This is a genomic window from Arthrobacter sp. 05T444 (assembly GCF_056395905.1).
The window spans coordinates 46,121-66,509 of sequence record NZ_JBFTKK010000009.1 but is presented as its reverse complement, the minus strand read 5'-3'; the positions used below and the strand labels follow the sequence as shown (position 1 = coordinate 66,509).

Sequence of the window (20,389 nt, the reverse complement as noted above, 5' to 3'; positions counted from 1 at the left end):
GGCATGGCCGTGCGTGACGCCCGGCGGCCGCCGTCGAGCGCTTCGCTGGTTGCGTCGGAGCTGACGCTGCTGTTCCGCCGCAGGAGGACCCAGGCCCTGCTGCTGGCACTGGCTGCGATCCCGGTGTTGATCGCCGTCGTCGTTCGGGTCTCGACGGCGGTGCCTGCGGGCCGCGGGCCCGCGTTCCTGGACCGCATCACCCAAAACGGCCTCTTCGTCGGAGTGACGGCGCTGATCGTTTCGGTACCGCTGTTCCTGCCGCTGACCATCGGAGTGGTTGCGGGCGACACGATCGCGGGCGAGGCCGGCCTCGGAACCCTGCGGTACATGCTCGTGGCTCCCGCGGGGCGGGTGCGCCTGCTCATTGTGAAGTATGTGGGGGCGGCCGCCTTCTGTATTGCGGCCCCGGTGGCCGTGGCGCTCGCCGGCGCGGCTATCGGTGCGGCGCTTTTCCCCGTGGGGCCCGTAACCCTGCTGTCCGGCGACGTCGTGGAGCCCGGCGAAGCAGTGGGGCGGATGCTCCTGATCGCCGCCTACCAGATGGTGTCGCTGCTGGGACTTTCCGCAATCGGGCTCTTTTTGTCCACGCTTACCGATGTGCCGGTGGGTGCCATGGCAGCCACGATCGTGCTGTCCGTCGGCTCCCAGGTGCTGGACCAGTTGCCGCAGCTGGAGTGGCTGCATCCATGGCTGTTCAGCCATTACTGGTTCGGTTTCGCGGACCTGCTGCGCCAGCCGATCGGGTGGGATTCGTTCACCAGCAACGCCCTCCTGCAGGCAGGTTACATCGCCGTGTTCGGGGCACTGGCGTACGGCAGGTTCGTCAGCAAGGACGTGCTGTCCTGACGTTCACCGGCTGGCGAACATTGCACGGAAAACCGTCGGGCTAGTAGCGCGCAGCCACCGGATAGAGCTGCATGCCTGCCATCGCGCTCAGGTCCGTCACCGTGATGCCTGCGGCGGGGTTGAGGGCCTGAACTACCCTGCCGCCGCCCAGGTAGATGGCCACGTGATAGAAGCCCGGGGCGGATCCCCACACCAGGAGATCGCCGGGCTCCGCCTGCGACAGAGGAACGTGGACGGGCGCCTGGGCGAACTGCTCCGACGCCGTCCGCGGGAGGTATTTCCCTGCCGCGGCGAAGGCGTTCTGAACCAGTCCCGAGCAGTCAAAGCCGTAGGCGCCGGTGCCGCCCCATTGGTAGAAGTAGGGCTTGCCCACCTTGCCCAGGGCCACGGAAATGGCGGTCTGGGTGGAGCCTCCGGGTGAGGGGGCAGGTTGCACTGGAGCTGGCGCAGGAGCAGGTGCCACTGGGGCGGGTCGGGCGGGCACTGCCGGGGCAGGCACTGCCGGTGAGGGCACTGCGGGACGTGCCGGCGCGGGCGCCGCCGGCGCGGCTGGGGCGGGCCTGGCAGGCGCAGGCGCAGGCGCCGCAGGCTGCGCTGGAGCCGGTGCCGCCGGAGCAGCCTTCTGCGCGGAGGCGCCGGTCTGGCTTTCCTGTGCCGGCTGGGGGGACGCCGGCTGATTGGATGCGGGCCCGTTGGACGCCGAACTGGCAGCCGCAGGCTGATCCGCTGCGGCCTGCTGGGCTGCTGCGGTTACCGCGGCGAGGCGTGCCTGCTGCCGCTGGCGGTCCAAGGCATCAACCCTGGCTGATTCAAGCGCCGCCGTGGTGTGCCTCAGCGAGGCGAGCTGGCCGACCAGGACTGTCCGCTGCGCCGTCGCATCGGACACTGCTTTCAGTTGCGCTGCGTTGGCCTGTTCGGCCTCGGCCTTGAGCGATTCTGCGGTCTTCGCAGCGTCGTCTGCCGCGCGCCGGGCATCAGCCGCTGCCGCGGTAAGTGATTCTGCCGCGGAAGCGCTGTTCACGGCCGTTTCGAAGGCGCGGCTGCGGCCGGCGGAGAGGGCCTGCAGCGTGGAGGCCTGTTGCAGCACATCGCCCTTTCCGGTGACCAGGCTGCTCAGGGCCGGGTTCAGCCCGCCATTGCGGTATAGATCTCCCGCCAGCTGGCCGATCTCCTTGCGGCTCTTTGCCTGATCCGTGTCCGCTGCCTCGGCACGGGCGGTCGCCTCCGCCGCGGCATCGCCGCGTATGCGCAGCTCCACCAGCGCGTCGCTGTACGCGTTGTTCGCTTCGAGGGTTCGCGCAAAGGTGCCCTCCTGGGCGGCGGCCGCATCGGCAAGGATGTGCTCAATGCTGGTGACCTCCTTTGCCGTCGTGCGTTCACTGGACTTTGCAGCGGCGATGTCCTCGGGAGAGGGGACTTTCGGTGACGCCGGAACCGTGACGGCGGCGGCGAGAGCGGACGGCGCTTGGTCAGCCTGCGCCGGCCCCGCGAGGGTTCCAAGAAGGACGACGGCGGTGCACAGCACGGCCGCCTTGCGGCCGGGACCGGACAAACTCATTCGCAAACCTCGCAGCATCTAGGGCCGGGACGAACGAGTAGGGAGGCGGCACGGAAGTGCCCCTCTGCAGATCACCCAGCAGCACTGAGGCTACGTGCCAATAATCACTTTGGCAACACGAGTCACATCAGCATCCTAAACAACACGAGAGTCATTCTGTCGGATTTTGGACGTGCGTGTTGCGCCAAGGGCGGGACTCGAGCCGCCGTGCGCTCAGGCGTGCTGGTGCGACTCGTGCTCGGAGTGGCTGGCGGGTTCGAGCTGGAACGTGCAATGTTCGGTGTCGAAATGCGAGCCGAGGCAGGTGGTGAGCTTGTCCAGAACCTGGTCAGCGCCGCGCGCACTCAGGACCGCGTCCTCGACCACCACATGCGCAGAGAACACGGGCACACCGGAGGTGATGGTCCAAATGTGGATGTCGTGGACGGCAACCACGCCGGCCACGGACAGGATATGTTCGCGGATCATCCGCACTTCCACGCCCTTCGGCGTGGCCTCCAGCAGGACATCCACCACATCCCGCAGCAGGTGCCAGGCGCGGGGCAGGATCATCACGGCAATCAGCACGGACGCGATGGTGTCCGCGGCCCGGAAGCCGGTGAGCATGATTACAAGTGCTGCGGCGATGACCGCGAACGATCCCAGCAGGTCGCCCAGCACTTCCAGGTAGGCGCCGCGCACATTGAGGCTTTCCTTCTGGGCGCCGCGCAGGATCAGCAGGGACGCAAGGTTGGCCGCCGCGCCGAGGATGGCCGCATACAGCATGATGTCCGTCTGGACGTCCGGCGCGGACCCGATCCGGCGGATGGCCTCACTGAAGATGACCACCGAGATGACGACGAGGATGAGGGCATTGGCCAAGGCGGCGAGGACCTCGGCACGCTGGTAGCCGTAAGTCCGCAGGTCGCTGGCCGGGCGGGCGGCGATCCACGCCGCCAGGAGGGCGATGAAAATGCCGGCGGCGTCGGAGAGCATGTGTCCGGCGTCGGCCAGCAGCGCCAGGGAGCCTGACAGGGCTGCTCCGATCACCTGGACGAGCACCACGGCCACTGTGATGGCCAGAACGGCGATCAGTCGGTTGCGGTGCTTGCCCGTCGCCGTAAGGCCGTGGGAATGGTTGTGGTCGTGTCCCATGCCTACAGGCTAGTCCCAACCGAGCTCGTGGAGCCGCTCGTCGTCGATGCCGAAGTGGTGGGCGATCTCGTGGACCACCGTCACGGCCACTTCGTCCACCACGTCCTCGCGCGTGGAGCAGGTGTCGAGGATGGGCTGGCGGTAAATCGTGATGCGGTCCGGCAGGGAGCCCGCGTCCCACCACGAGTCGCGTTCCGTCAGCGGGACACCCTCATAGAGACCCAGCAGAACGGTGTCCGGGTCCTCGCCCGGCTGCGGCGTGTAGTCGTCCTCGATGAAGACCGCCACGTTGTCCATGGCCCGCGCCACATCGGCCGGGATCCGGTCCAGGGCGTCGCTGACAGCCGCTTCGAAATCAGTCTCTGACATGTCGAAGCCAGAGGAATCGCCGGCTCCGTCAGGAACGATGGGAAGTCCTGGCGGCAGGTTTGCGGGCATATCCAAACTCTAGCGGGATCTCCTCCGCGTGAGCCCCACGCCCACCAGGCAGATGGCGCCGCCCACGAGCCCCCATACCGTGGGGATTTCGCTCAGCACGAGCCACGAGATCAGCACGGTGGTGCCAGGTACCAAGTATGTGGTGGCCGCCAGCTTTCCGGCGTCGATCAGGGAAAGGGCGTAGGCCCATGTGGTGAACGCAATGGCGGTGGGGAAGATGCCGAGGTACACGAGGCCGAACGTGGCCGGCAGCGGCGCCGCCTGCAGTTCGGTCACCAGCTGGCCACCGAAGGGCAGGCAGCACAGGAACCCCACCATGATCCCGAACCAGGTGGCCTGCGCGGCGGGGAACTTCCGCAGCACCGGCTTCTGGACGATGACGCTGACGGCGGCGAGCGCAGCAGCGAGGAGGCAAAGAAGCACGCCGGCCACATCCGCCGTCGATCGTTGCCCCGAACCCAGCGCGATCACGGCAACGCCACCGAACGCCACGAGGCTTCCGATGATCAGCCAGCGCGGGAACCCCTCCTTGAGGATGACGCCGGCCATTACCGCGATGAGAATGGGGTTGACGTTGATCAGTAGGGCGCTGGTTCCGGCGTCGAGGAGATGTTCGGCGGCGTTGAGGGCCACGTTGTAGCCGCCGAACCACATCACGCCGTAGGCCAGGATCGGCCACCACTCGCGTCCCCGCGGCAGCACGCGGAGTTTGGGCAGGACCACAGCCCCTAGCACGACGGCGGCGATCGCCAGCCGCCCAAGCGTCAGGGATCCGGGGGAGAAGCTGGGTCCGACGGCGCGGATGCCGACGAACGCGGAGGCCCATAGGACCACCGTGATGACGACGGCGGCGACGCCCAGTTTGTTGACTGGCCCCCTGGCCGGGTTATCCGGTGTCGGCGCACCGTGAGGCCGTGAAGCATCGCCGGTCGCGGAGGGGGCAGGGGCGGGTGCAGCTGACGGAGATCCCTTGTGGGGACGTGCGGGCTGCATGGGGCTGGTGTCGGCGGTGGTTGCCATGGTGCCAATGTAGTCCTGTTCCACGTTCCAGGGCTGGCGGAAATCGGTCACGTCTAAACGAGAAACTGCCAATTTTCGGCAGCTCACTCCGGGGCCTCCGAAGTGTCATCCCGGCCAATTTTGGATTTCCCCGGGGTAGGCCCTATAGTTTTAGAGGTCCAGTTCGGAGCAACTCGGAGGGACAAAAACGAATGGCTTCGGCCCTTTATTTTTGCCCTGAATGAGCCGGATTGAGTTCAGGCCCCCATCGTCTAGCGGCCTAGGACACCGCCCTTTCACGGCGGCGGCACGGGTTCGAATCCCGTTGGGGGTACGCAAGGAAGTGGTCAAACCGGGTGTGAAAGTCTGGTAGGCTAAAGGCCTTGAAAAATTGCAGTAGCGATACTGTGAACAGCAAGAAACAAGCAAGGCCCTGTAGCGCAGTTGGTTAGCGCGCCGCCCTGTCACGGCGGAGGTCGCGGGTTCAAGTCCCGTCAGGGTCGCTCTGATTGCCAGAAGAAATTCCGGCTCTCATGGTGACATGTCACCTAGGCTCTGTAGCTCAGTTGGTAGAGCGTTCGACTGAAAATCGAAAGGTCACCGGATCGACGCCGGTCGGAGCCACCACTGGGAAGCACCAGTTCTTCGGAACTGGTGCTTTTCTTCTTTAACCCCGCGACCTCTCTAGCGCCCCACAAGCGCTCCGAAGACGCGCGGGTGGTCCAGGGTCGGGCGAAGTCGGGTGGCGCCAAATCGTTGCCGTGCATCTGTGCGGTTCGCGCGTCCTCAGCATGCGCCGGCCCTCCCTCACGGCCGCTTGTAGCTCCGCGGGGTGTGGACCACTCCGCCCTGGAGATCTTCGCGAACGCCAAGCCGCTGACGGCATGCGCCTGCCCGACACACGCGCCTGCCCGACACCGGGCGGGGGTCCTGTTCGGGCTCCTCCACTGGAGGGGTGCAGCTGCGCCAACTGGATGCGTGGCGGATGACAACTATCTTCCATGATCCCCGTCACCACTCCCCGTGATGTCGATTGCTCCGTAACGGCCCTTTTCCAGACCGAATAGGGCCGTTACGGAGCAGCGGTTGGGTAAACGGACAGTGGATGACGAAAAGAAATCATATTTGTTAAGCAACATTTGACTCGGATATGTGATCGTGGCACGCGCGCGCCAACAGAAGATGTAAGCGCTTGCACAAATTATGGGCTGGGCCGGCCGCACTCCGAAAACCGTGTTGAACTCGGGTGACAACGTTGTCTACCGTTGAATGTGGGCCGGGAAAAGCACAAACCTTCCGAGCCATCCAAGCGGGGTTCTACCCAAACCCCGCTCTCCCTCGACACAACGGCGTCCTCGACGACGCATGCCGTGTCAGCGAGGCCTCCGGAGTGCGGGGGACAGGGCGTCAGCCCGTCTTCCACGAAATTTATCTCCGCGAGAAGAGCAAAAAATGCACAAGCACCCCAACACCACCCGGATGCTGCGGTGGCGACCAGCCGCCGCAGCACTGGCGGCCGCTGTCGCTGCCACGGCTTTCCTGGCAGTTCCCTCGGCGCAGGCCAACGAGCCGTCGGATCCGCCGTCGAACACCCAGATGCCGGCCCCCGCCCCGGGCTTTCCGCTGCCGACCAAGCACACGCAGAAGGTGCACGATCCGGCGTCTGACTTCACCTCGAAGTGGACCCGCGCTGATGCCAAGCAGATCATGGCGCAGAGCGACTCCACGGTAAAGCCCGGCCAGAACTCCATGAGTCCGGACGTCACCATGCCGGAGATCCCCCAGGATTTCCCGGCCATGAATGACGACGTGTGGGTTTGGGACACCTGGTCCCTGACCGATGAGCACGCAAACCAGATCAGCTACAAGGGTTACGACGTGATCTTCTCGCTGGTCGCCGACCGCCACGCAGGCTACGGCTTCGACCAGCGCCACTGGAATGCGCGCATCGGCTACTTCTTCCGCAAGACCAACGCTGACCCGGCCAAGGACAAGTGGAACTACGGCGGACACCTGTTCCTGGACAACACCTCCATCGGTAACACCGAATGGTCCGGTTCCACCCGGCTCATGAAGGGGAACGAGGTGAACGTGTTTTACACGGCCACCACGTTCTACGACGTCAAGGAGCGCAACTCCGGCGGCGGTGGAATTGCCCCTGACGCCGTCATTGCCAAGGCGCTGGGTAAGATTCACGCCGACAAGAACGGCGTCACCTTCGACGGCTTCAAGCACACCAAGCTGCTGGAGCCGGACGGAAAGATGTACCAGAACAAGGCCCAGAACCCGGGCTTCGCGTTCCGGGACCCCTACACCTTCGCCGACCCGGCACACCCCGGCAAGACCTACATGGTGTTCGAAGGCAACACCGGCGGAACCCGCGGCGACTACAAGTGCAAGGACGAGGACCTGGGCTACGCTCCCGGTGACCCCAACGCGGAGAAGCGTGACGAGGTCAACAGCAAGGGCGCCTACTATCAGACTGCAAACGTCGGCCTGGCAGTAGCAGACAACAAGGACCTGACCAAGTGGCACTTCTTGCCTCCTGTCCTCTCCGCCAACTGCGTCAATGACCAGACTGAGCGCCCGCAGATCTTCATCCAGAATGAAGGCGGCAAGAACAAGTACTACCTGTTCACCATTAGCCACCAGTTCACCTACGCGGCTGGCATGCGCGGCCCGGACGGCGTCTACGGCTTCGTGGGCAACGGCATCCGCTCCGACTACCAGCCGATGAACAACAGCGGCCTCGCCCTGGCTTCCCCGACGGACCTGAACCTGCCGTCGGAATCCCCGGAAGCGCCGACCCCGAACCAGAACGGCCGCCAGTTCCAGGCCTACTCGCACTACGTGCAGCCGGGCGGACTGGTCCAGTCCTTCATCGACAACGTGAACGGCGTCCGCGGCGGTTCGCTGTCGCCCACCGTGAAGATCAACTTCCGGGACGGTGTCTCCAAGGTTGACCGCAGCTTCGGCCAGAACGGCCTCGGCCCGTTCGGCTACCTGCCCACCAACGTCCGCGTTGGCGGCGAAGGCCACTACAAGTAACGCCGGGCTCACCCGTAGAACGGCAACACTGCAGTAAATCGGCGGAGGCGCCCGGACCAGTTCCGGGCGCCTCCGCTGTTAAACACCTGCGCCTCGTACGCCCCGTCAGCCAGAAACCTTGGGCTGTCAACTTGGAAAGCAGGGTGTCGCCCCGGCTAGACTCGCACGCCGGGGGACACACGGCCGGCGCCTCCGCCGGCCAGACAAGGCCGCCGTTCGGCGGCGGAACCGATCCAGGAAATGTGAACTGTGAAAAACTTTGCCCGTCCGCTGACCGCCGCCGCCGTCTTCGCCACTGTGGCACTGACCGCCTGCTCCGCCCCGACAGCCGGCAGCGCGCCGTCGCCGTCCTCTTCTCCAGACAGTTCCGGCTCTTCGAGCAACCCCGCCGCGGCGCCGAGCGCGGGCACAACATCCGGAGCTTTTGGAGGCTTCGCCACCGCCGCGGAGGCATGCACCACGATTTCCCAACAGGCCACCGGTGCCTCCCTGCTGCCTCTGTCCGCTGCCCAGGGCAAGACCGCGGAACTTGAGCAGAAGAAGGCGGAGCTGAGTGAAACGGCGGAACGCGTCCCGGAATCTCTGAAGGCAGACTTCGCCAGGCTTAATGAAGTGGCCGTGGCCGGGCTGAGCGACCAGACGGTGTATTCCAGCGGTAAGTTCCAGGACGCCATGGCCCCCGTGACCAAATGGCTGGCCAGCAACTGTTCCTAGTTTTAGTTCCTAGTTATAAAGGGTGCTTCCTGATGTCAAGGAACGGTGCCGGAACGGAAGGGCGAATCGCGGCTCTACCCCTGACGATGTCGGACCTAGGGGATAGGGTTGTGATCAACGGAAGGGGAGCGCCTGATGGAATACCCGAACACGGATCCTGCCGGCACGCGCACACAAACGGCCCTCAGTCAGGCCGGCGGCAGCGGCCGGACGGTCATCTCTGAAACGGCAGTAGCCAAGGTGGCCGGAATCGCCGCCCGCGCCGTGCCAGGGGTTTACTCCCTGGGCACCGGTTCCTCCAGGGCGCTGGGGGCCATCCGGGACGCGGTAGGCAGTTCAGACCACGCAGCGGGGGTACATGCCGAGGTTGGCGAAACCCAGGTCGCGGTTGATATCACCCTGGTCGCGGCGTACGGCACGCCGCTGCACTCCCTGGCCAACCAGGTCCGGGCCGCCGTTTATTCGGCAGTCGAGAAACTCGTTGGCCTGCAGGTCATAGAGGTGAACGTCGAAATCACCGATGTCTATATTGCCCCGCCGGTGAAACCAGCAGGGGCAGCGGCGGCAGCTGAGAGGGAGGCGATCCTGTGAGCCTGACGGTCGTGGGAATCGGAATCGGCGCCTTCGTGGCGTTCATGTCGCTCCAGTTCGGCCTGTGGGGGTTCCTGATTTCCCTCCTGTTCATGGGCATAGGTGCCCTTCTGGGCCGCGCCGCAGAAGGGAAACTGGACCTGCGCAGCGTCATCGATGCCCTCAGCGGCCGGCGCTCCTCATCATGAGCGCGGAAGCCGGGGCGGCTCCCAGCCAGCTCTACAACGGCCACAACCGGATCAGCACCCAGGCCCTGACCAGCCTGGCCAAGGCTGCAGCCGGTGACGCCTTGGGGATTCCGCCGCACGACGTCCGCGCAGACTGGTCGGACGACGACGGCCTGCTGGCCTTGTCACTGGTCACGCCTATCAAGATTCCCGCCCTGACTGCTGTCCTCCGCGACCCGGCACGGGTGCCGGCTTTCGGTGGCTCCATCTGGGACAGGGCCATTGCCGCCAAGTCCGAGATCCTGGCCAGGGTCACCGAACTCAGCGGTGCTCGGCTGAGCAGGGTGGATATCCGCATCAGCGGTGCCCACGTCACGGAAAGGGGCCGGGTCCGTTGAGCTCCGTCATCGAACAGCAGAACCCAACCGGCGAGGAGCCGGCGGATGCCTCCGGCGGGCCGGGCCACTCCGCGTCGTTGGACATGCGCCGGATCCTGGACCGGGAAACCCATTCCTCCCGCGCTGCGGCGGCAGGGATCGCCGCCACCCTCGTCATCCTCTTCTGCCTCTACGCACTCCTCGAATCGGCTGTCCGGGCCGTCGGCCAGCCGCCCTGGCTTGTCGATCCCCAGACGGCAGCCGAACGGATCGTTTCGCTTCCGAACGGCATTCCGCCCCTCCTGCTGGGGGTTACCGGCGCAGTGGTCACGGCTGCGGGCCTCTTCTTTTTCCTCAGCGCCATACTGCCCGGGCGCCGGGCACGGCACTTGCTGGACGACCCCCGGGTGGCCGTGGTGGTGGACGACGAAGTAATCGCGTCCGCCCTGGCCCGCCGGGCGCGCCTCGCGGCAAACGTCACGTCGGAGCAGGTCATGGTGGTGGTATCCCAGCGGCAGGCCGTGGTGAATGTCCGCCCGACCTCCGGTGTACCGGTGAGTGAGAACGCCGTCCGCGAAGCAGTTGAGGACGAACTTCGCTCAATGGCGCCGATTCCCATGCCTGCGGTGCGGGTTAATCTGGCGACGTCGGGGGTGATTGGCGCATGAACAACACGCCCCGGCTGCTCAACAGGATCCTCATCGGCATCCTCGGCCTCAAACTGTTGGCTGTTGGCATCCTGCTGATGCTGCTGGCCACTGTTCCCGCCGTTGGATCCTGGTGGCAGTCCTGGTCAGGAGACGTCTGGGACGGCGCCAACCGGCTCTTTGACGGCACGAGGTTCCCTGGCCGGCAGGAAAGCTGGGTCTGGATTGTCCTGGCCCTTGCCCTCGTGCTGCTGATCGTCCTCATGGTGGCCTGGGTCGCCCAGCAAGGGAAAGGACGTGCCGATCTTCTGCTGGCCGCCGAAGATCCCGGCAGCGTTCCCGGAGACGTGCGGATCGGCGGCGGTGTCGCAGAACAGGCACTGAAGAATGCGCTGGCTGAACGTCCCGATCTTGCCGGCGCCACGGTCACCACCTACGAGGTCCGTGGGCAGCCAGCCCTGAAGATCCGGCTGCATCCGAGGCCCGGAGTCGCCCCGCACACACTCACGGCGGACACGTCAGCACTGGTCGCGGCCTTGGAAGCGGTCGTGGGCCAGAAGACTCCCGTGCTGGTGCATGTTGCCGCCGGAGCCCGCAGCCGCTTCAGCCGTGCGGAGCGCGTCCGCTGAATGTGACCTCCTGCAGGTCCGGCCGCGTTCCCGTTTGGTGCAGGCACGCCTTGGCCATAGTTTTGAAGAGCGAGGCGTGGTTGTCCATTGCGGCAGCCACGGCCCGTATCCGGGCCCAACCGCCCGGCCAAGCCCGTCGATGAAGGAGAACACTGTGAGCGAAGACGTAACAGGAAACCAGGCTGCCAAGGACGGACTCGAAAACGCTGTGGGCCATGCAAAGGAATTTGCGGGCGACGCTGCCGAAAACGTCAAGGAGTTCGCGGGCGAGACCGCTGAACACGTCAAGGAATTTGCCGGTCAGGCGGCGGGGAGTGTCAAGGAATTCCTCGCCGGAGACGTGGCGGAAAATGCGAAGGAACTCGCCGGCGATGTAACCGAGAACGTCAAGGGCTTCGGGGCCAAGCTTGCCGGGCTCTTCAAGGGCGGCAAGTAGCCTTTTCGCGAGTCACTCGCGCCCGGCGCCGTGGTGCCCCGGCACCCCGGGCAGGCTTACCGGGCAGCGTCCGGTCTGTGCTACCACCATTCGCGCCGGATAAAGGCAGAAGAGCGCTGCGTTCCCCGCGGAACGCAGCGCTCTTCGGCCTAACGCGGCACTCTTGTCCTCGGCGTCCGGCTATCCCGCCACGAGGTAAGCTGCGCTGTTCGGCACAATAACTGCTGCGTCAGTCACGGCTTCGGCCGCAACGGAGGCGGCCGTCCCGGCGCCCGCGGGTCCGGCCGCACTCGACAACACCACGCGGTAGCCATCCGGAACGGGCGTCGGCTCGGCTGCCATGTTGGCCACCACCAGGATGCCCCGGTTCTGGAACGCCAGGACGCCGAGTTCGGGGTCATGGATGTCGGCCCAGCAAAACGATCCCGAGCCCAGGCCATGGCTCTTGCGCAGCGACAGCGCGGATCGGTACAGCTCCAGCGTGGAACCCTCGACGCCGTCCTGCAGGTCCGCGGCCAGCTCGCCGAAGGACGCCGGCTGGGGCAGCCACGGCTCGGCGGGCTGGCGGTGACCTGCCCCGCCGTCTGACGATCCGCCGTCTGATGATCCGCCGTCGGGCGTTCCGCTGGGAGGTGCCCCCTTGGAAGGTGCTCCGCTGGAAGGTGAAACGGCCGCCGTGTAGGCCTCGGCGAATCCGAAGCCGGGCTCGCCGGACTTCCACGGCAGCGGAACGCGGCACCCATCGCGTCCCCGCTCAACTCCGTTGGTGCGCAAGAATGTCGGGTCCTGGCGCGCGTCCGCCGGCACGGTGGTGTGCTCCGGCAGGCCCAGTTCCTCGCCCTGGTAGAGGTAGGCCGAACCTGGCAGCGCCAGGGATACGAGCGTGGCCGCACGGCCGCGCGCGAGTCCCAGGGCGGCATCAGGCTGCTCGTCCTCGGCCGCGATGCCCTTCGGGAAGGTGGTGGGGTCCGCAAGTCCGAAGCGGGTCGTGTGCCGCACCGTGTCATGGTTGCTCAGCACCCACGTTGTCGGTGCGCCGACCGAAGCGGCTGCCTCGAGCGACTCTTCGATGGCTACGGCCATGCGCTGGGCGTCCCACCCGGCCAGGAGGAAATCGAAATTGAACGCCTGCTGCATTTCGTCCTTCCGGATATAGCGGGCGAGGCGCTCCGCAGGCTCCACCCAGGCTTCGGCGACCAGCATGCGGTCACCGTCATACCCGGCCAGCACGCGGTTCCAGTCGCGGTATATGTCGTGGACGCCGTCCTGGTCAAAGAACGGCGACGGCGGATACAGCGGCGACACCGGCTGGTGGTCCAGGGCCTCCCCGGGCGCATCGAGCACGGCTACTTTCGCCCCGACGGCGTCATCCGCGCCGGCGCTGCCGGCCGCCAGGCTTGCGCGGTGGGCTGTGTGCGGTTCGACTGCCTCCGGGTGGGCGCCGGGGGCGTCCGGAAGATGCCGGCCCTCGGACGAGCCTTCCACCATGGCGGCCACGCCTTCCCAGTCCGGGAGCCCGGCCTCCTTGACCATTCCGTGGGCCACGTCCACACGGAAGCCGTCCACGCCGCGGTCCAGCCAGAAGCGCAGCACGGATCGCATTTCCTCCTGGACCTCAGGGTTTTCCCAGTTGAGGTCCGGCTGCTTGGTGTCGAAGAGGTGCAGGTACCAGTCGCCGGGGGTTCCGTCCGCGTTGGTGGTCCGCGTCCAGGCCGGCCCGCCAAAAATGGACTTCCAGTTGTTTGGGGCCGTGTTCCCGTCGCCGGAACCCTCCGTTTCGTCCTTCCCCGGCCTGAACATGTAGCGTTCCCGCGCGGCTGAGCCGGGCTCCGCAGCCAGGGCCTCCTGGAACCACACGTGTTCGTCCGAGGTGTGGTTCGGCACCAGGTCAACGATGACCTTCACGCCCAGGTCGTGAGCCTCGTGTAACATTTCGTCGAAGTCATCGAGGCTGCCGAACATCGGGTCCACCTGGCGGTAGTCGGCCACGTCATAGCCGGCATCCGCCTGCGGGGATTTGTAGAACGGCGACAGCCAGACGGCATCGACGCCGAGCTTCTTCAGGTACGGTAGCCGCGCGGTGACGCCCAGGAGATCGCCCATGCCATCGCCATTGGCATCGGCGAAGGAACGGGGATAGATCTGATAGACGACTGCGCTGGCCCACCACGTCCCGATGTCGGAACCGGGCGTTGAAATCGGGCGGTGGCTCATGGTTGCCTCTCCGGTAACAATTAGGTGTAAACGCTTGCATTTGTTCCGGCAACGTTACTAGTGTGACTGTCACCACATCAAATGCACCAGTGATTTGTCTTGTCACTCAGCGAGGAGTCTCCTGCCAATGAAAACCCCGAAATTCTTACTACCGGTAGCTACTGCCGGCGTTCTCGCCCTAACGCTCTCCGCCTGTGGTGGCGGTGGCGGGGGTGCCACCGGTGGCGGTGCTGCCGGCGGCGACGCCGCTGCGGGCCTTGACGGGCGCGGGCCCATTACTTACGTCCAGGGCAAGGACAACAGCAACGTCGTGCGCCCCTTGGTTGCCAAGTGGAACGCCGCGCACCCGAACGAGAAGGTGACCTTCAAGGAGCAGACCGACCAGGCCGACCAGCAGCACGACGATATCGTGCAGCACTTCCAGGCCAAGGACGCCGGCTACGACGTCGTGGACGTTGACGTAGTGTGGACCGCCGAGTTCGCTGCCAAGGGCTGGCTGCAGCCGCTCAAGGACAAGATGGCCATCGACACCGGCGCCATGCTGAAGCCCACCGTTGACAGCGGCACGTACAAGGGCACGCTGTATGCCGCGCCGCAGACCTCTGACGGAGCCCTGCTTTACTACCGCAAGGACCTGGTGCCGACCCCACCCAAGACGTGGGACGAGATGATGAGCATGTGCTCCATCGCCAAGAAAAACAACATCGGCTGCTACGCCGGCCAGTTCAGCAAGTATGAAGGCCTCACCGTAAACGCGTCCGAGGCCATCAACTCCGCCGGCGGATCGGTCCTGGACAAGGACGGCAAGCCCAGCCTGAACACCCCCGAGGCCAAGGCCGGCCTGGAGAACCTCGCCAAGGCATACGCAGACGGCAACATTCCCAAGGAAGGCATCACCTTCCAGGAGGAGCTGAGCCGGCAGGCGTTCCAGAGCGGCAAGCTCCTGTTCCTGCGCAACTGGCCTTACGTCTACAACCTGGCAACTACTGAGGGTTCGTCTGCAGTGAAGGACAAGCTTGGCATCGCACCGATCCCCGGCGCGACCGGCGCCGGCGCCTCGTCGCTGGGCGGACACAACCTGGCTGTCAGCGTCTATTCCAAGAACAAGGCCACTTCCTTGGACTTCCTGAAGTTCATGACCTCGGAAGAGTCCGAGAAGTTCTACGCAACCCAGGGTTCGCTGGCCCCGGTGCTGGGATCCCTGTACACCGACAAGGATCTTGTGGCCAAGCTTCCGTACCTGCCGGTCCTGAAGACGTCCATTGAGAAAGCCGTTCCCCGCCCGGTCTCCCCGTTCTACCCGGCGGTGACCAAGGCCATCCAGGAAAACGCCTACTCAGCCATCAAGGGCGAGAAGCCCGTGGACACTGCACTGTCAGACATGCAGAAGTCCATCGAATCCGCCGGTGCAGGATCGTAGGTCTGCCATGGCAACCGAATTAGGCCCGACGCCGGTCAAGGCACCGGCGTCGGGCGGTACCCCCGTCCATCACGCCCCCAAGGGCGTGGGTGAGGACAACAAGATCCTCAGCCAAGGTAAGTGGGCTTCCTGGCTCCTTGCCCCCACCGTCATCGCGTTGGGCATTGTGATCGTTTACCCGATCATCAGTGCCATCGTGATGTCCTTCCAAAAAGACGCCGGACTCGATCCGGCCACGGGACTCTTCACCGCCGGCGGCTCGGCCGGCATCCAGAACTACGTGAACTGGCTCGCGCAGCAGTGTGCGGCACCTGCCGGCGGAACCGTCGCCTGCCCGCCAGGAACACTCGGCGCCCAGTTCTGGTCGGCCACGACAACAACGTTTTTCTTCACCGTCGTGACCGTTGCTTTCGAAACCGTCCTCGGCTTCTGGATGGCCATGATCATGGCCAGGACGTTCAAGGGCCGGAGCCTCGTTCGTGCGGCCGTGTTGGTGCCGTGGGCCATTCCCACCGCCGTGACCGCCAAGCTCTGGTTCTTCATCTTCGCCTTCGAAGGAATCGCCAACAAACTGTTCAACACCTCCATTCTGTGGACAGGCAGCGAATGGCCCGCCAAGTGGGCGGTGGTCATCGCGGATGTGTGGAAGACCACTCCGTTCATGGCGCTGCTCATCCTCGCGGGTCTGCAGATGATTCCTGCCGAGGTCTACGAGGCGGCAAAGGTGGACGGGGCCACTGCCTGGCAGCGGTTCCGGATGATCACGCTGCCGCTGGTGAAGCCTGCGCTCATGGTGGCCATCCTGTTCCGCACCCTTGACGCGCTCCGCATGTTCGACCTTCCGTACATCCTCACGGGCGGCGCGAACAACACCACCACGCTGTCGATCCTGGTGATTAACCAGATCAGGCAAGGCTTCAACTCTGCCGCGGCCTTGTCGACCATCACCTTCATCATCATCTTTCTTGTCGCTTTCATTTTCGTCCGCTTCCTCGGGGCGAATGTTGTGGAGCAAAGCGGCGCCACCGGTAAGGGGAAGAAATGACCGCCGCGACAACCGAACTGCGCGCGCAGCAGGACAGGGGCAGGAAGGCGGCCCAGAACCGGGAAAAGTGGGCGCAGGGCCGCACTTACATAAGTGCCGCAGTGGTCCTGATCTGGTGCCTTGCACCGGCGTACTGGATGGTGGTGACGGCCTTCCGCGATGTGGGCTTCACGTACGACACCTCGATCCTGCCGACGCACGTCACCCTGGACAATTTCAATACCGCGTTCGACACATCGTTTGGCAACAGGTTCGGCCAGGCTTTGCTGAACAGCGTGTTCATCGGTGGAGTCGTCACCTTGGTGTCGCTGGTCATCGGTGTTTTCGCCGCCTACGCACTGGCCCGGCTGAACTTCAAGTTCAAGTACTTGGTGCTGGGCTTCATCCTGGGTGCTTCCATGTTCCCGGGCGTTGCCCTGATCACCCCGTTGTTCCAGCTGTTCACCAACATCGGATGGATGGGCACCTACCAGGCGCTGATCATTCCGAATATTTCGTTTGTCTTGCCGCTGACGGTCTACACCATGACCTCGTTTTTCCGCGAAATGCCGTGGGAACTTGAGGAATCGGCCCGTGTGGACGGCTGCACGCAGGGCCAGGCGTTCCGGAAGGTGATCATGCCGCTGGCCGCCCCGGCTATCTTCACCACTGCGATCCTGGCGTTCATCTCCTCGTGGAATGAATTCCTGATCGCCAGCCAGCTGTCCAGCGATGCGACCCAGCCGGTGACAGTGGCTATCGCCAACTTCGCCGGGGCGCAGCCAAACCAAATTCCCTACACCGCCATCATGGCGGCGGGCACCATCGTGACCATTCCGTTGGTCATCCTGGTGCTGGTTTTCCAGCGCAAGATCGTGGCCGGCCTGACAGCGGGTGCAGTCAAGTGACAGACGGGGCAGCACCGCGGGGCAAGAAGCAGGCAGCCTGGCTGGGGCATAAGCGTGTCCGGTCGGGCGAGGACTTCGACATCATCATCGGATTCCTTGGCTTCTGGGCCGTGGTGCTGCTCGTCTTCACCATCTGGATGGAGCTCACGGCCCAGCCGGCCCTCGGCTGGGCGCTGGGCTTGCTGGCCATCCTGCTGGCGCTGTACGGGATGATCAGGCTCCGCAGGCGCCTGCCCGCGCGCACCGCCACCAGGCACAGCTGACAGCGGGCCGGACTAAAATGGTTTCTTGCCGCTGGGAGAACGACATGGCGGAAATCAGCATAAGGGCTTTGAAGGGACACCGTGGCGCGCACAACTGACCGGGCACAGCGCGGCGGCCACTCCGGAGTAAGCATCGAAGACGTGGCTGCCGCCGCCGGAGTGTCCACGGCCACGGTGTCCCGGGCCGTGCGCGGGCTGCCGAGGGTTTCGCCTGCAACCCGTGAAAAAATCCTGGAAGTGGCAGGCGCCCTCGGCTACGTGGCTTCCTCGTCGGCTTCGGGCCTGGCCACCGGACGCACCAAAACGATTGGCGTGCTGGCCCCGTTCGTTAGCCGCTGGTTCTTCTCCAAAGCGATTGAAGGCGCAGACCGCGAGCTGCACGCACGGCAGTACAACCTGTCCCTGTTCAACCTCGGCGGCCACGGCAGCCACCGTGAACGGCTCTTCAGCAAGACCATGGTCTACAAGCAGATCGATGCGCTCCTGGTTCTTTGTATGGCGCTGTCCCATGAGGAGCTTGAGCACCTGCAAAAGATCGACATTCCGCTGGTCGTCGTGGGCGGCCACGTTGAGGAATGCGCCTACATTGGCATTGACGACTACGCAGCAGCGTCCGCCGCCGTCAAGCACCTGATCGGCCTCGGCCACCGCGACATCGCGTTGCTCCACGGCGACGACGAAACCGACCTCAACTTCGACGTTCCGCGCGTCCGCATCCTTGCATTCCAGGACGTCATGACCGCGGCCGGCCTCGAGGTCCGCCCGGAGTGGGATGAGTGGGGAGACTTCACGGTCCGGAGCGGCCAGGAAGCATTCAGGCGGCTGTGGGGCCAGCACGGTCCCAAGCCGACAGCAATCTTCTGTGCTTCCGACGAAATGGCCATGGGCGTCATTTTTGAGGCGAACCGCGTGGGCGTCCGCGTTCCTGAGGACCTGTCGGTGATCGGCATCGACGACCACGACTTTTCCGAAGCCCTGGGACTCACCACTGTGGGCCAGCGGCCCGATGAGCAGGCCGAGCTGGGCACCAAGATGCTCCTGGATGAACTCGTCGGGATCACCGGCGCGGTGCACTCCACCGTCGCGCCGCACCGCCTCATCGTCAGACGGACGACGGCGGCGCCCCGCGCCTAGCGGGCGTCAGGCGGTCAGGATGCCCGCGCCAGCTGCCGGATGGGGATCCAGCGCGAAGCGAGCCTGCGGTAGGCGGCAGCTGCGCCGGTCATGTCTCCCTCGGCGAGGCACTCGATGCCAAGGCGCACGTCCATGGGCGAATCATCCGGGTAGACCTTGTCTGCCACCGCCCCGTAGTCCAGTTCGACCATGGCATCCGCATGGAAGAGCTCCAGCCATTCGGTGAGCTGCGTGAGGTCATCGAGCATGTCGAGGTCCGGCGCGGCCAGGGCGAGGTTCGCCACGGCGTAACGCACCCGGTCGAGGGCCTGGGCAATGGGCGTCCAGACCCGGACGGTGAGGATCCGGCCGCCGGACTCCACCACTTCCTGCGGATCAGACTCGAGGAACAGGGAGAACCAGCTGAACGGGATGCCCCAGGTGGACGCCCGGGTGTGCACGCGGGTGGCGCCTTCGCGCGCGTTGACCAGATCGATCCGCTCCTGGTGCCTGTCGCGCTGCTCTTCCGGAATCAGGAGTTCGGCCAGCGGCCCGTGGATTCCCTCCATCAGCGCATTGGCCGCCAGCCCGGCCCGCAGCACCAGCTGGCTGGGGCAGTAAAGGAGTGCAGCGCCGTCGGATTTTTCCGTGTCCGCCGCGTCTTTGGCACCGTTCTCCACCGGCACGCCGGGCGCGCGGGTGATGCGCACCAGATCGGTCCGTCCTGTGGGGAACGGATCGCCGCCGGGCCTGGTGATCCGTCCGAGCGAGGCCAGCAGCTCGGCGTTTTCGACGGCGGCGCGGGAGGCAGCACGCTTGCCGGCCGCCTTGAGGGCAGCCTGCTGGTCCTCGGGGAAGGCATCCAGCGGCTCATAGACCCGGAGCGTGGACGAGAACGGCAGGCCGGCCTGGCCCCGGTAGAGGTTTCCCGTCATGATTGCCTCCCCGTCACTGGTTGTCTGTCCCCATTAGTCGGCAAGCTCCACCAGCACGGGGGCATGGTCAGAGGCGCCCTTGCCCTTGCGTTCCTCACGGTCAATCGAGGCTCCGGTGACACGCGCGGCAAGGGCTGGCGACGCCAGGACGAAGTCAATCCGCATGCCTTCCTTCTTGGGGAAGCGTAGCTGTGTGTAGTCCCAGTAGGTGTAGACGCCGGGGCCGGGGGTGTGCGGGCGGACCACGTCCGAGTAGCCGACCTGCTCGAAGGCGCGGAATGCGGCACGTTCGGGTTCGCTGACATGCGTCAGCCCCTGGGAGAGGAACATGTCGATGTCCCAGACGTCGTCGTCCGTGGGCGCGATGTTCCAGTCGCCCATCAGCGCGATCTGCGCTTCGGGGTTCTCCGTGATCCAGCCGGCGGCGTGGTTCTTGAGGGAGTCCAGCCACTTGAGCTTGTAGGGCATGTGCTCATCGTTGAGGGCGCGGCCGTTGGGGACGTAGAGGCTCCAGACGCGGACGCCGCCGCAGGTCGCTGCCATGGCGCGGGCTTCCTGTATGGGGTCCTTGCCCGCCTTGCCGAACACCGGCTGGTCCACAAACGCGCGTTCAACGTCGTCGAGCCCCACCCGGGAAGCAATTGCCACGCCGTTCCACTGGTTCAGGCCGTAGTGCGCCACCTCGTAGCCCATCCGTTCGAACAGCTCCCACGGAAAGTTGTCGTCCTTGCACTTGGTTTCCTGAATGGCCAGGACATCGCAGTCAGAGCGCTGCAGCCAGGCTTCCACTCGGTCAGCTCGGGCACGGAGGGAGTTCACATTCCAGGTAGCTATCTTCACAGTTCCTAACTTACCGAACTTGGGCCCGGGGTGAATGGGGCACCAAAGGCGGAACGCGCGCGCATGCCGGTTCCTGGACTCTGGAATT

Annotated in this window: 21 protein-coding genes and 3 tRNA genes; 17 read left to right on the top strand and 7 right to left on the bottom strand. The window is 65.2% G+C overall.

The window, feature by feature from the left end; genetic code table 11:
• Positions 1-3 precede the first annotated feature (3 nt).
• A complete protein-coding gene (locus AC1DD3_RS10770) occupies positions 4-846 on the top strand; it encodes an ABC transporter permease (protein WP_476881665.1) in 843 nt (280 codons plus the stop codon).
• 40 nt (positions 847-886) lie between these two features.
• On the opposite strand, the gene AC1DD3_RS10765 is transcribed toward AC1DD3_RS10770, so the two are convergent.
• The 4 genes from AC1DD3_RS10765 to AC1DD3_RS10750 all read right to left on the bottom strand — a co-directional run bounded on the left by AC1DD3_RS10765 (position 887) and on the right by AC1DD3_RS10750 (position 4,996).
• Complete coding sequence (locus tag AC1DD3_RS10765; protein ID WP_476881621.1) at positions 887-2,404, bottom strand: C40 family peptidase; 1,518 nt, start codon at positions 2,402-2,404, stop codon at positions 887-889.
• A 213-nt stretch (positions 2,405-2,617) separates the two neighbouring features.
• A complete protein-coding gene (locus AC1DD3_RS10760) occupies positions 2,618-3,538 on the bottom strand; it encodes a cation diffusion facilitator family transporter (protein WP_230119283.1) in 921 nt (306 codons plus the stop codon).
• 9 nt (positions 3,539-3,547) lie between these two features.
• Positions 3,548-3,976 (bottom strand): metallopeptidase family protein, encoded by a 429-nt coding sequence (locus AC1DD3_RS10755; protein ID WP_230119284.1) that lies wholly within the window; start codon positions 3,974-3,976, stop codon positions 3,548-3,550.
• A 9-nt stretch (positions 3,977-3,985) separates the two neighbouring features.
• Positions 3,986-4,996 carry a DMT family transporter gene (locus AC1DD3_RS10750; RefSeq protein ID WP_476881664.1) on the bottom strand — a complete coding sequence of 337 codons (1,011 nt, stop codon included), beginning with the start codon at positions 4,994-4,996 and terminating at the stop codon, positions 3,986-3,988.
• Positions 4,997-5,236: 240 nt separating this feature from the next.
• Between AC1DD3_RS10750 and AC1DD3_RS10745 the strand changes: the two genes are divergently transcribed.
• The 11 genes from AC1DD3_RS10745 to AC1DD3_RS10695 all read left to right on the top strand — a co-directional run bounded on the left by AC1DD3_RS10745 (position 5,237) and on the right by AC1DD3_RS10695 (position 11,584).
• A tRNA-Glu gene (locus AC1DD3_RS10745) sits at positions 5,237-5,309 on the top strand.
• Between the two features lie 95 nt (positions 5,310-5,404).
• Positions 5,405-5,478, top strand: a tRNA-Asp gene (locus tag AC1DD3_RS10740).
• A gap of 48 nt (positions 5,479-5,526) precedes the next feature.
• Positions 5,527-5,602, top strand: a tRNA-Phe gene (locus tag AC1DD3_RS10735).
• A gap of 825 nt (positions 5,603-6,427) precedes the next feature.
• The gene (locus AC1DD3_RS10730; protein WP_230119285.1) at positions 6,428-8,023 is read left to right on the top strand and encodes a glycoside hydrolase family 68 protein; all 1,596 of its coding nucleotides are present in this window, start codon (positions 6,428-6,430) and stop codon (positions 8,021-8,023) included.
• Between the two features lie 249 nt (positions 8,024-8,272).
• Complete coding sequence (locus AC1DD3_RS10725) at positions 8,273-8,737, top strand: hypothetical protein (RefSeq protein WP_230119286.1); 465 nt, start codon at positions 8,273-8,275, stop codon at positions 8,735-8,737.
• 135 nt (positions 8,738-8,872) lie between these two features.
• Positions 8,873-9,328 carry an Asp23/Gls24 family envelope stress response protein gene (locus AC1DD3_RS10720; protein WP_230119287.1) on the top strand — a complete coding sequence of 152 codons (456 nt, stop codon included), beginning with the start codon at positions 8,873-8,875 and terminating at the stop codon, positions 9,326-9,328.
• On the top strand, positions 9,325-9,516 hold the full coding sequence (locus tag AC1DD3_RS10715; protein ID WP_230119288.1) for a hypothetical protein: 192 nt from the start codon (positions 9,325-9,327) through the stop codon (positions 9,514-9,516). Before AC1DD3_RS10720 ends, AC1DD3_RS10715 begins: the two co-directional genes overlap by 4 nt.
• Positions 9,513-9,893, top strand: coding sequence for a hypothetical protein (locus AC1DD3_RS10710; protein WP_230119289.1), 381 nt, complete (start codon positions 9,513-9,515; stop codon positions 9,891-9,893). The genes AC1DD3_RS10715 and AC1DD3_RS10710 overlap by 4 nt, the downstream gene beginning before the upstream one ends.
• Positions 9,890-10,540: a hypothetical protein gene (locus AC1DD3_RS10705; protein WP_476881620.1), complete on the top strand. Its 651-nt coding sequence runs from the start codon at positions 9,890-9,892 to the stop codon at positions 10,538-10,540. The genes AC1DD3_RS10710 and AC1DD3_RS10705 overlap by 4 nt, the downstream gene beginning before the upstream one ends.
• Entirely contained in the window at positions 10,537-11,148 is a 612-nt protein-coding gene (locus tag AC1DD3_RS10700; protein WP_230119290.1) for a hypothetical protein, read from the top strand. The genes AC1DD3_RS10705 and AC1DD3_RS10700 overlap by 4 nt, the downstream gene beginning before the upstream one ends.
• Before the next feature lie 154 nt (positions 11,149-11,302).
• Positions 11,303-11,584: a hypothetical protein gene (locus AC1DD3_RS10695; protein WP_230119291.1), complete on the top strand. Its 282-nt coding sequence runs from the start codon at positions 11,303-11,305 to the stop codon at positions 11,582-11,584.
• 180 nt (positions 11,585-11,764) lie between these two features.
• On the opposite strand, the gene AC1DD3_RS10690 is transcribed toward AC1DD3_RS10695, so the two are convergent.
• Positions 11,765-13,798: a glycoside hydrolase family 13 protein gene (locus tag AC1DD3_RS10690; protein WP_476881619.1), complete on the bottom strand. Its 2,034-nt coding sequence runs from the start codon at positions 13,796-13,798 to the stop codon at positions 11,765-11,767.
• A gap of 127 nt (positions 13,799-13,925) precedes the next feature.
• Here AC1DD3_RS10690 and AC1DD3_RS10685 point away from each other — a divergent pair, with 127 nt between their 5' ends.
• From AC1DD3_RS10685 to AC1DD3_RS10665, 5 genes are all read left to right on the top strand, one after another.
• Positions 13,926-15,218, top strand: a complete 1,293-nt coding sequence (locus tag AC1DD3_RS10685; RefSeq protein ID WP_230119293.1) for an ABC transporter substrate-binding protein — start codon at positions 13,926-13,928, stop codon at positions 15,216-15,218.
• 7 nt (positions 15,219-15,225) lie between these two features.
• Positions 15,226-16,263: a carbohydrate ABC transporter permease gene (locus tag AC1DD3_RS10680; protein ID WP_476881618.1), complete on the top strand. Its 1,038-nt coding sequence runs from the start codon at positions 15,226-15,228 to the stop codon at positions 16,261-16,263.
• Positions 16,260-17,150 (top strand): carbohydrate ABC transporter permease, encoded by an 891-nt coding sequence (locus AC1DD3_RS10675; protein WP_230119295.1) that lies wholly within the window; start codon positions 16,260-16,262, stop codon positions 17,148-17,150. Before AC1DD3_RS10680 ends, AC1DD3_RS10675 begins: the two co-directional genes overlap by 4 nt.
• Entirely contained in the window at positions 17,147-17,413 is a 267-nt protein-coding gene (locus AC1DD3_RS10670) for a hypothetical protein (RefSeq protein WP_476881617.1), read from the top strand. Before AC1DD3_RS10675 ends, AC1DD3_RS10670 begins: the two co-directional genes overlap by 4 nt.
• Before the next feature lie 81 nt (positions 17,414-17,494).
• Complete coding sequence (locus AC1DD3_RS10665; RefSeq protein ID WP_230119297.1) at positions 17,495-18,547, top strand: LacI family DNA-binding transcriptional regulator; 1,053 nt, start codon at positions 17,495-17,497, stop codon at positions 18,545-18,547.
• A gap of 14 nt (positions 18,548-18,561) precedes the next feature.
• On the opposite strand, the gene AC1DD3_RS10660 is transcribed toward AC1DD3_RS10665, so the two are convergent.
• Complete coding sequence (locus tag AC1DD3_RS10660) at positions 18,562-19,461, bottom strand: DUF8083 family protein (RefSeq protein ID WP_230119298.1); 900 nt, start codon at positions 19,459-19,461, stop codon at positions 18,562-18,564.
• Positions 19,462-19,494: 33 nt separating this feature from the next.
• The gene (locus AC1DD3_RS10655; protein WP_230119299.1) at positions 19,495-20,301 is read right to left on the bottom strand and encodes an exodeoxyribonuclease III; all 807 of its coding nucleotides are present in this window, start codon (positions 20,299-20,301) and stop codon (positions 19,495-19,497) included.
• Positions 20,302-20,389 lie beyond the last annotated feature (88 nt).

Excerpts from the sequence above, each read along its gene's own strand:
- AC1DD3_RS10750 (WP_476881664.1), bottom strand. The coding sequence starts at position 4,996 with ATGGCAACCACCGCCGACACCAGCCCCATGCAGCCCGCACGTCCCCAC.
- AC1DD3_RS10685 (WP_230119293.1), top strand. The coding sequence starts at position 13,926 with ATGAAAACCCCGAAATTCTTACTACCGGTAGCTACTGCCGGCGTTCTC.
- AC1DD3_RS10675 (WP_230119295.1), top strand. The coding sequence starts at position 16,260 with ATGACCGCCGCGACAACCGAACTGCGCGCGCAGCAGGACAGGGGCAGG.
- AC1DD3_RS10700 (WP_230119290.1), top strand. The coding sequence starts at position 10,537 with ATGAACAACACGCCCCGGCTGCTCAACAGGATCCTCATCGGCATCCTC.
- AC1DD3_RS10720 (WP_230119287.1), top strand. The coding sequence starts at position 8,873 with ATGGAATACCCGAACACGGATCCTGCCGGCACGCGCACACAAACGGCC.
- AC1DD3_RS10770 (WP_476881665.1), top strand. The coding sequence starts at position 4 with ATGGCCGTGCGTGACGCCCGGCGGCCGCCGTCGAGCGCTTCGCTGGTT.
- AC1DD3_RS10680 (WP_476881618.1), top strand. The coding sequence starts at position 15,226 with ATGGCAACCGAATTAGGCCCGACGCCGGTCAAGGCACCGGCGTCGGGC.
- AC1DD3_RS10690 (WP_476881619.1), bottom strand. The coding sequence starts at position 13,798 with ATGAGCCACCGCCCGATTTCAACGCCCGGTTCCGACATCGGGACGTGG.
- AC1DD3_RS10660 (WP_230119298.1), bottom strand. The coding sequence starts at position 19,461 with ATGACGGGAAACCTCTACCGGGGCCAGGCCGGCCTGCCGTTCTCGTCC.
- AC1DD3_RS10765 (WP_476881621.1), bottom strand. The coding sequence starts at position 2,404 with ATGAGTTTGTCCGGTCCCGGCCGCAAGGCGGCCGTGCTGTGCACCGCC.
- AC1DD3_RS10730 (WP_230119285.1), top strand. The coding sequence starts at position 6,428 with ATGCACAAGCACCCCAACACCACCCGGATGCTGCGGTGGCGACCAGCC.
- AC1DD3_RS10710 (WP_230119289.1), top strand. The coding sequence starts at position 9,513 with ATGAGCGCGGAAGCCGGGGCGGCTCCCAGCCAGCTCTACAACGGCCAC.
- AC1DD3_RS10755 (WP_230119284.1), bottom strand. The coding sequence starts at position 3,976 with ATGCCCGCAAACCTGCCGCCAGGACTTCCCATCGTTCCTGACGGAGCC.
- AC1DD3_RS10760 (WP_230119283.1), bottom strand. The coding sequence starts at position 3,538 with ATGGGACACGACCACAACCATTCCCACGGCCTTACGGCGACGGGCAAG.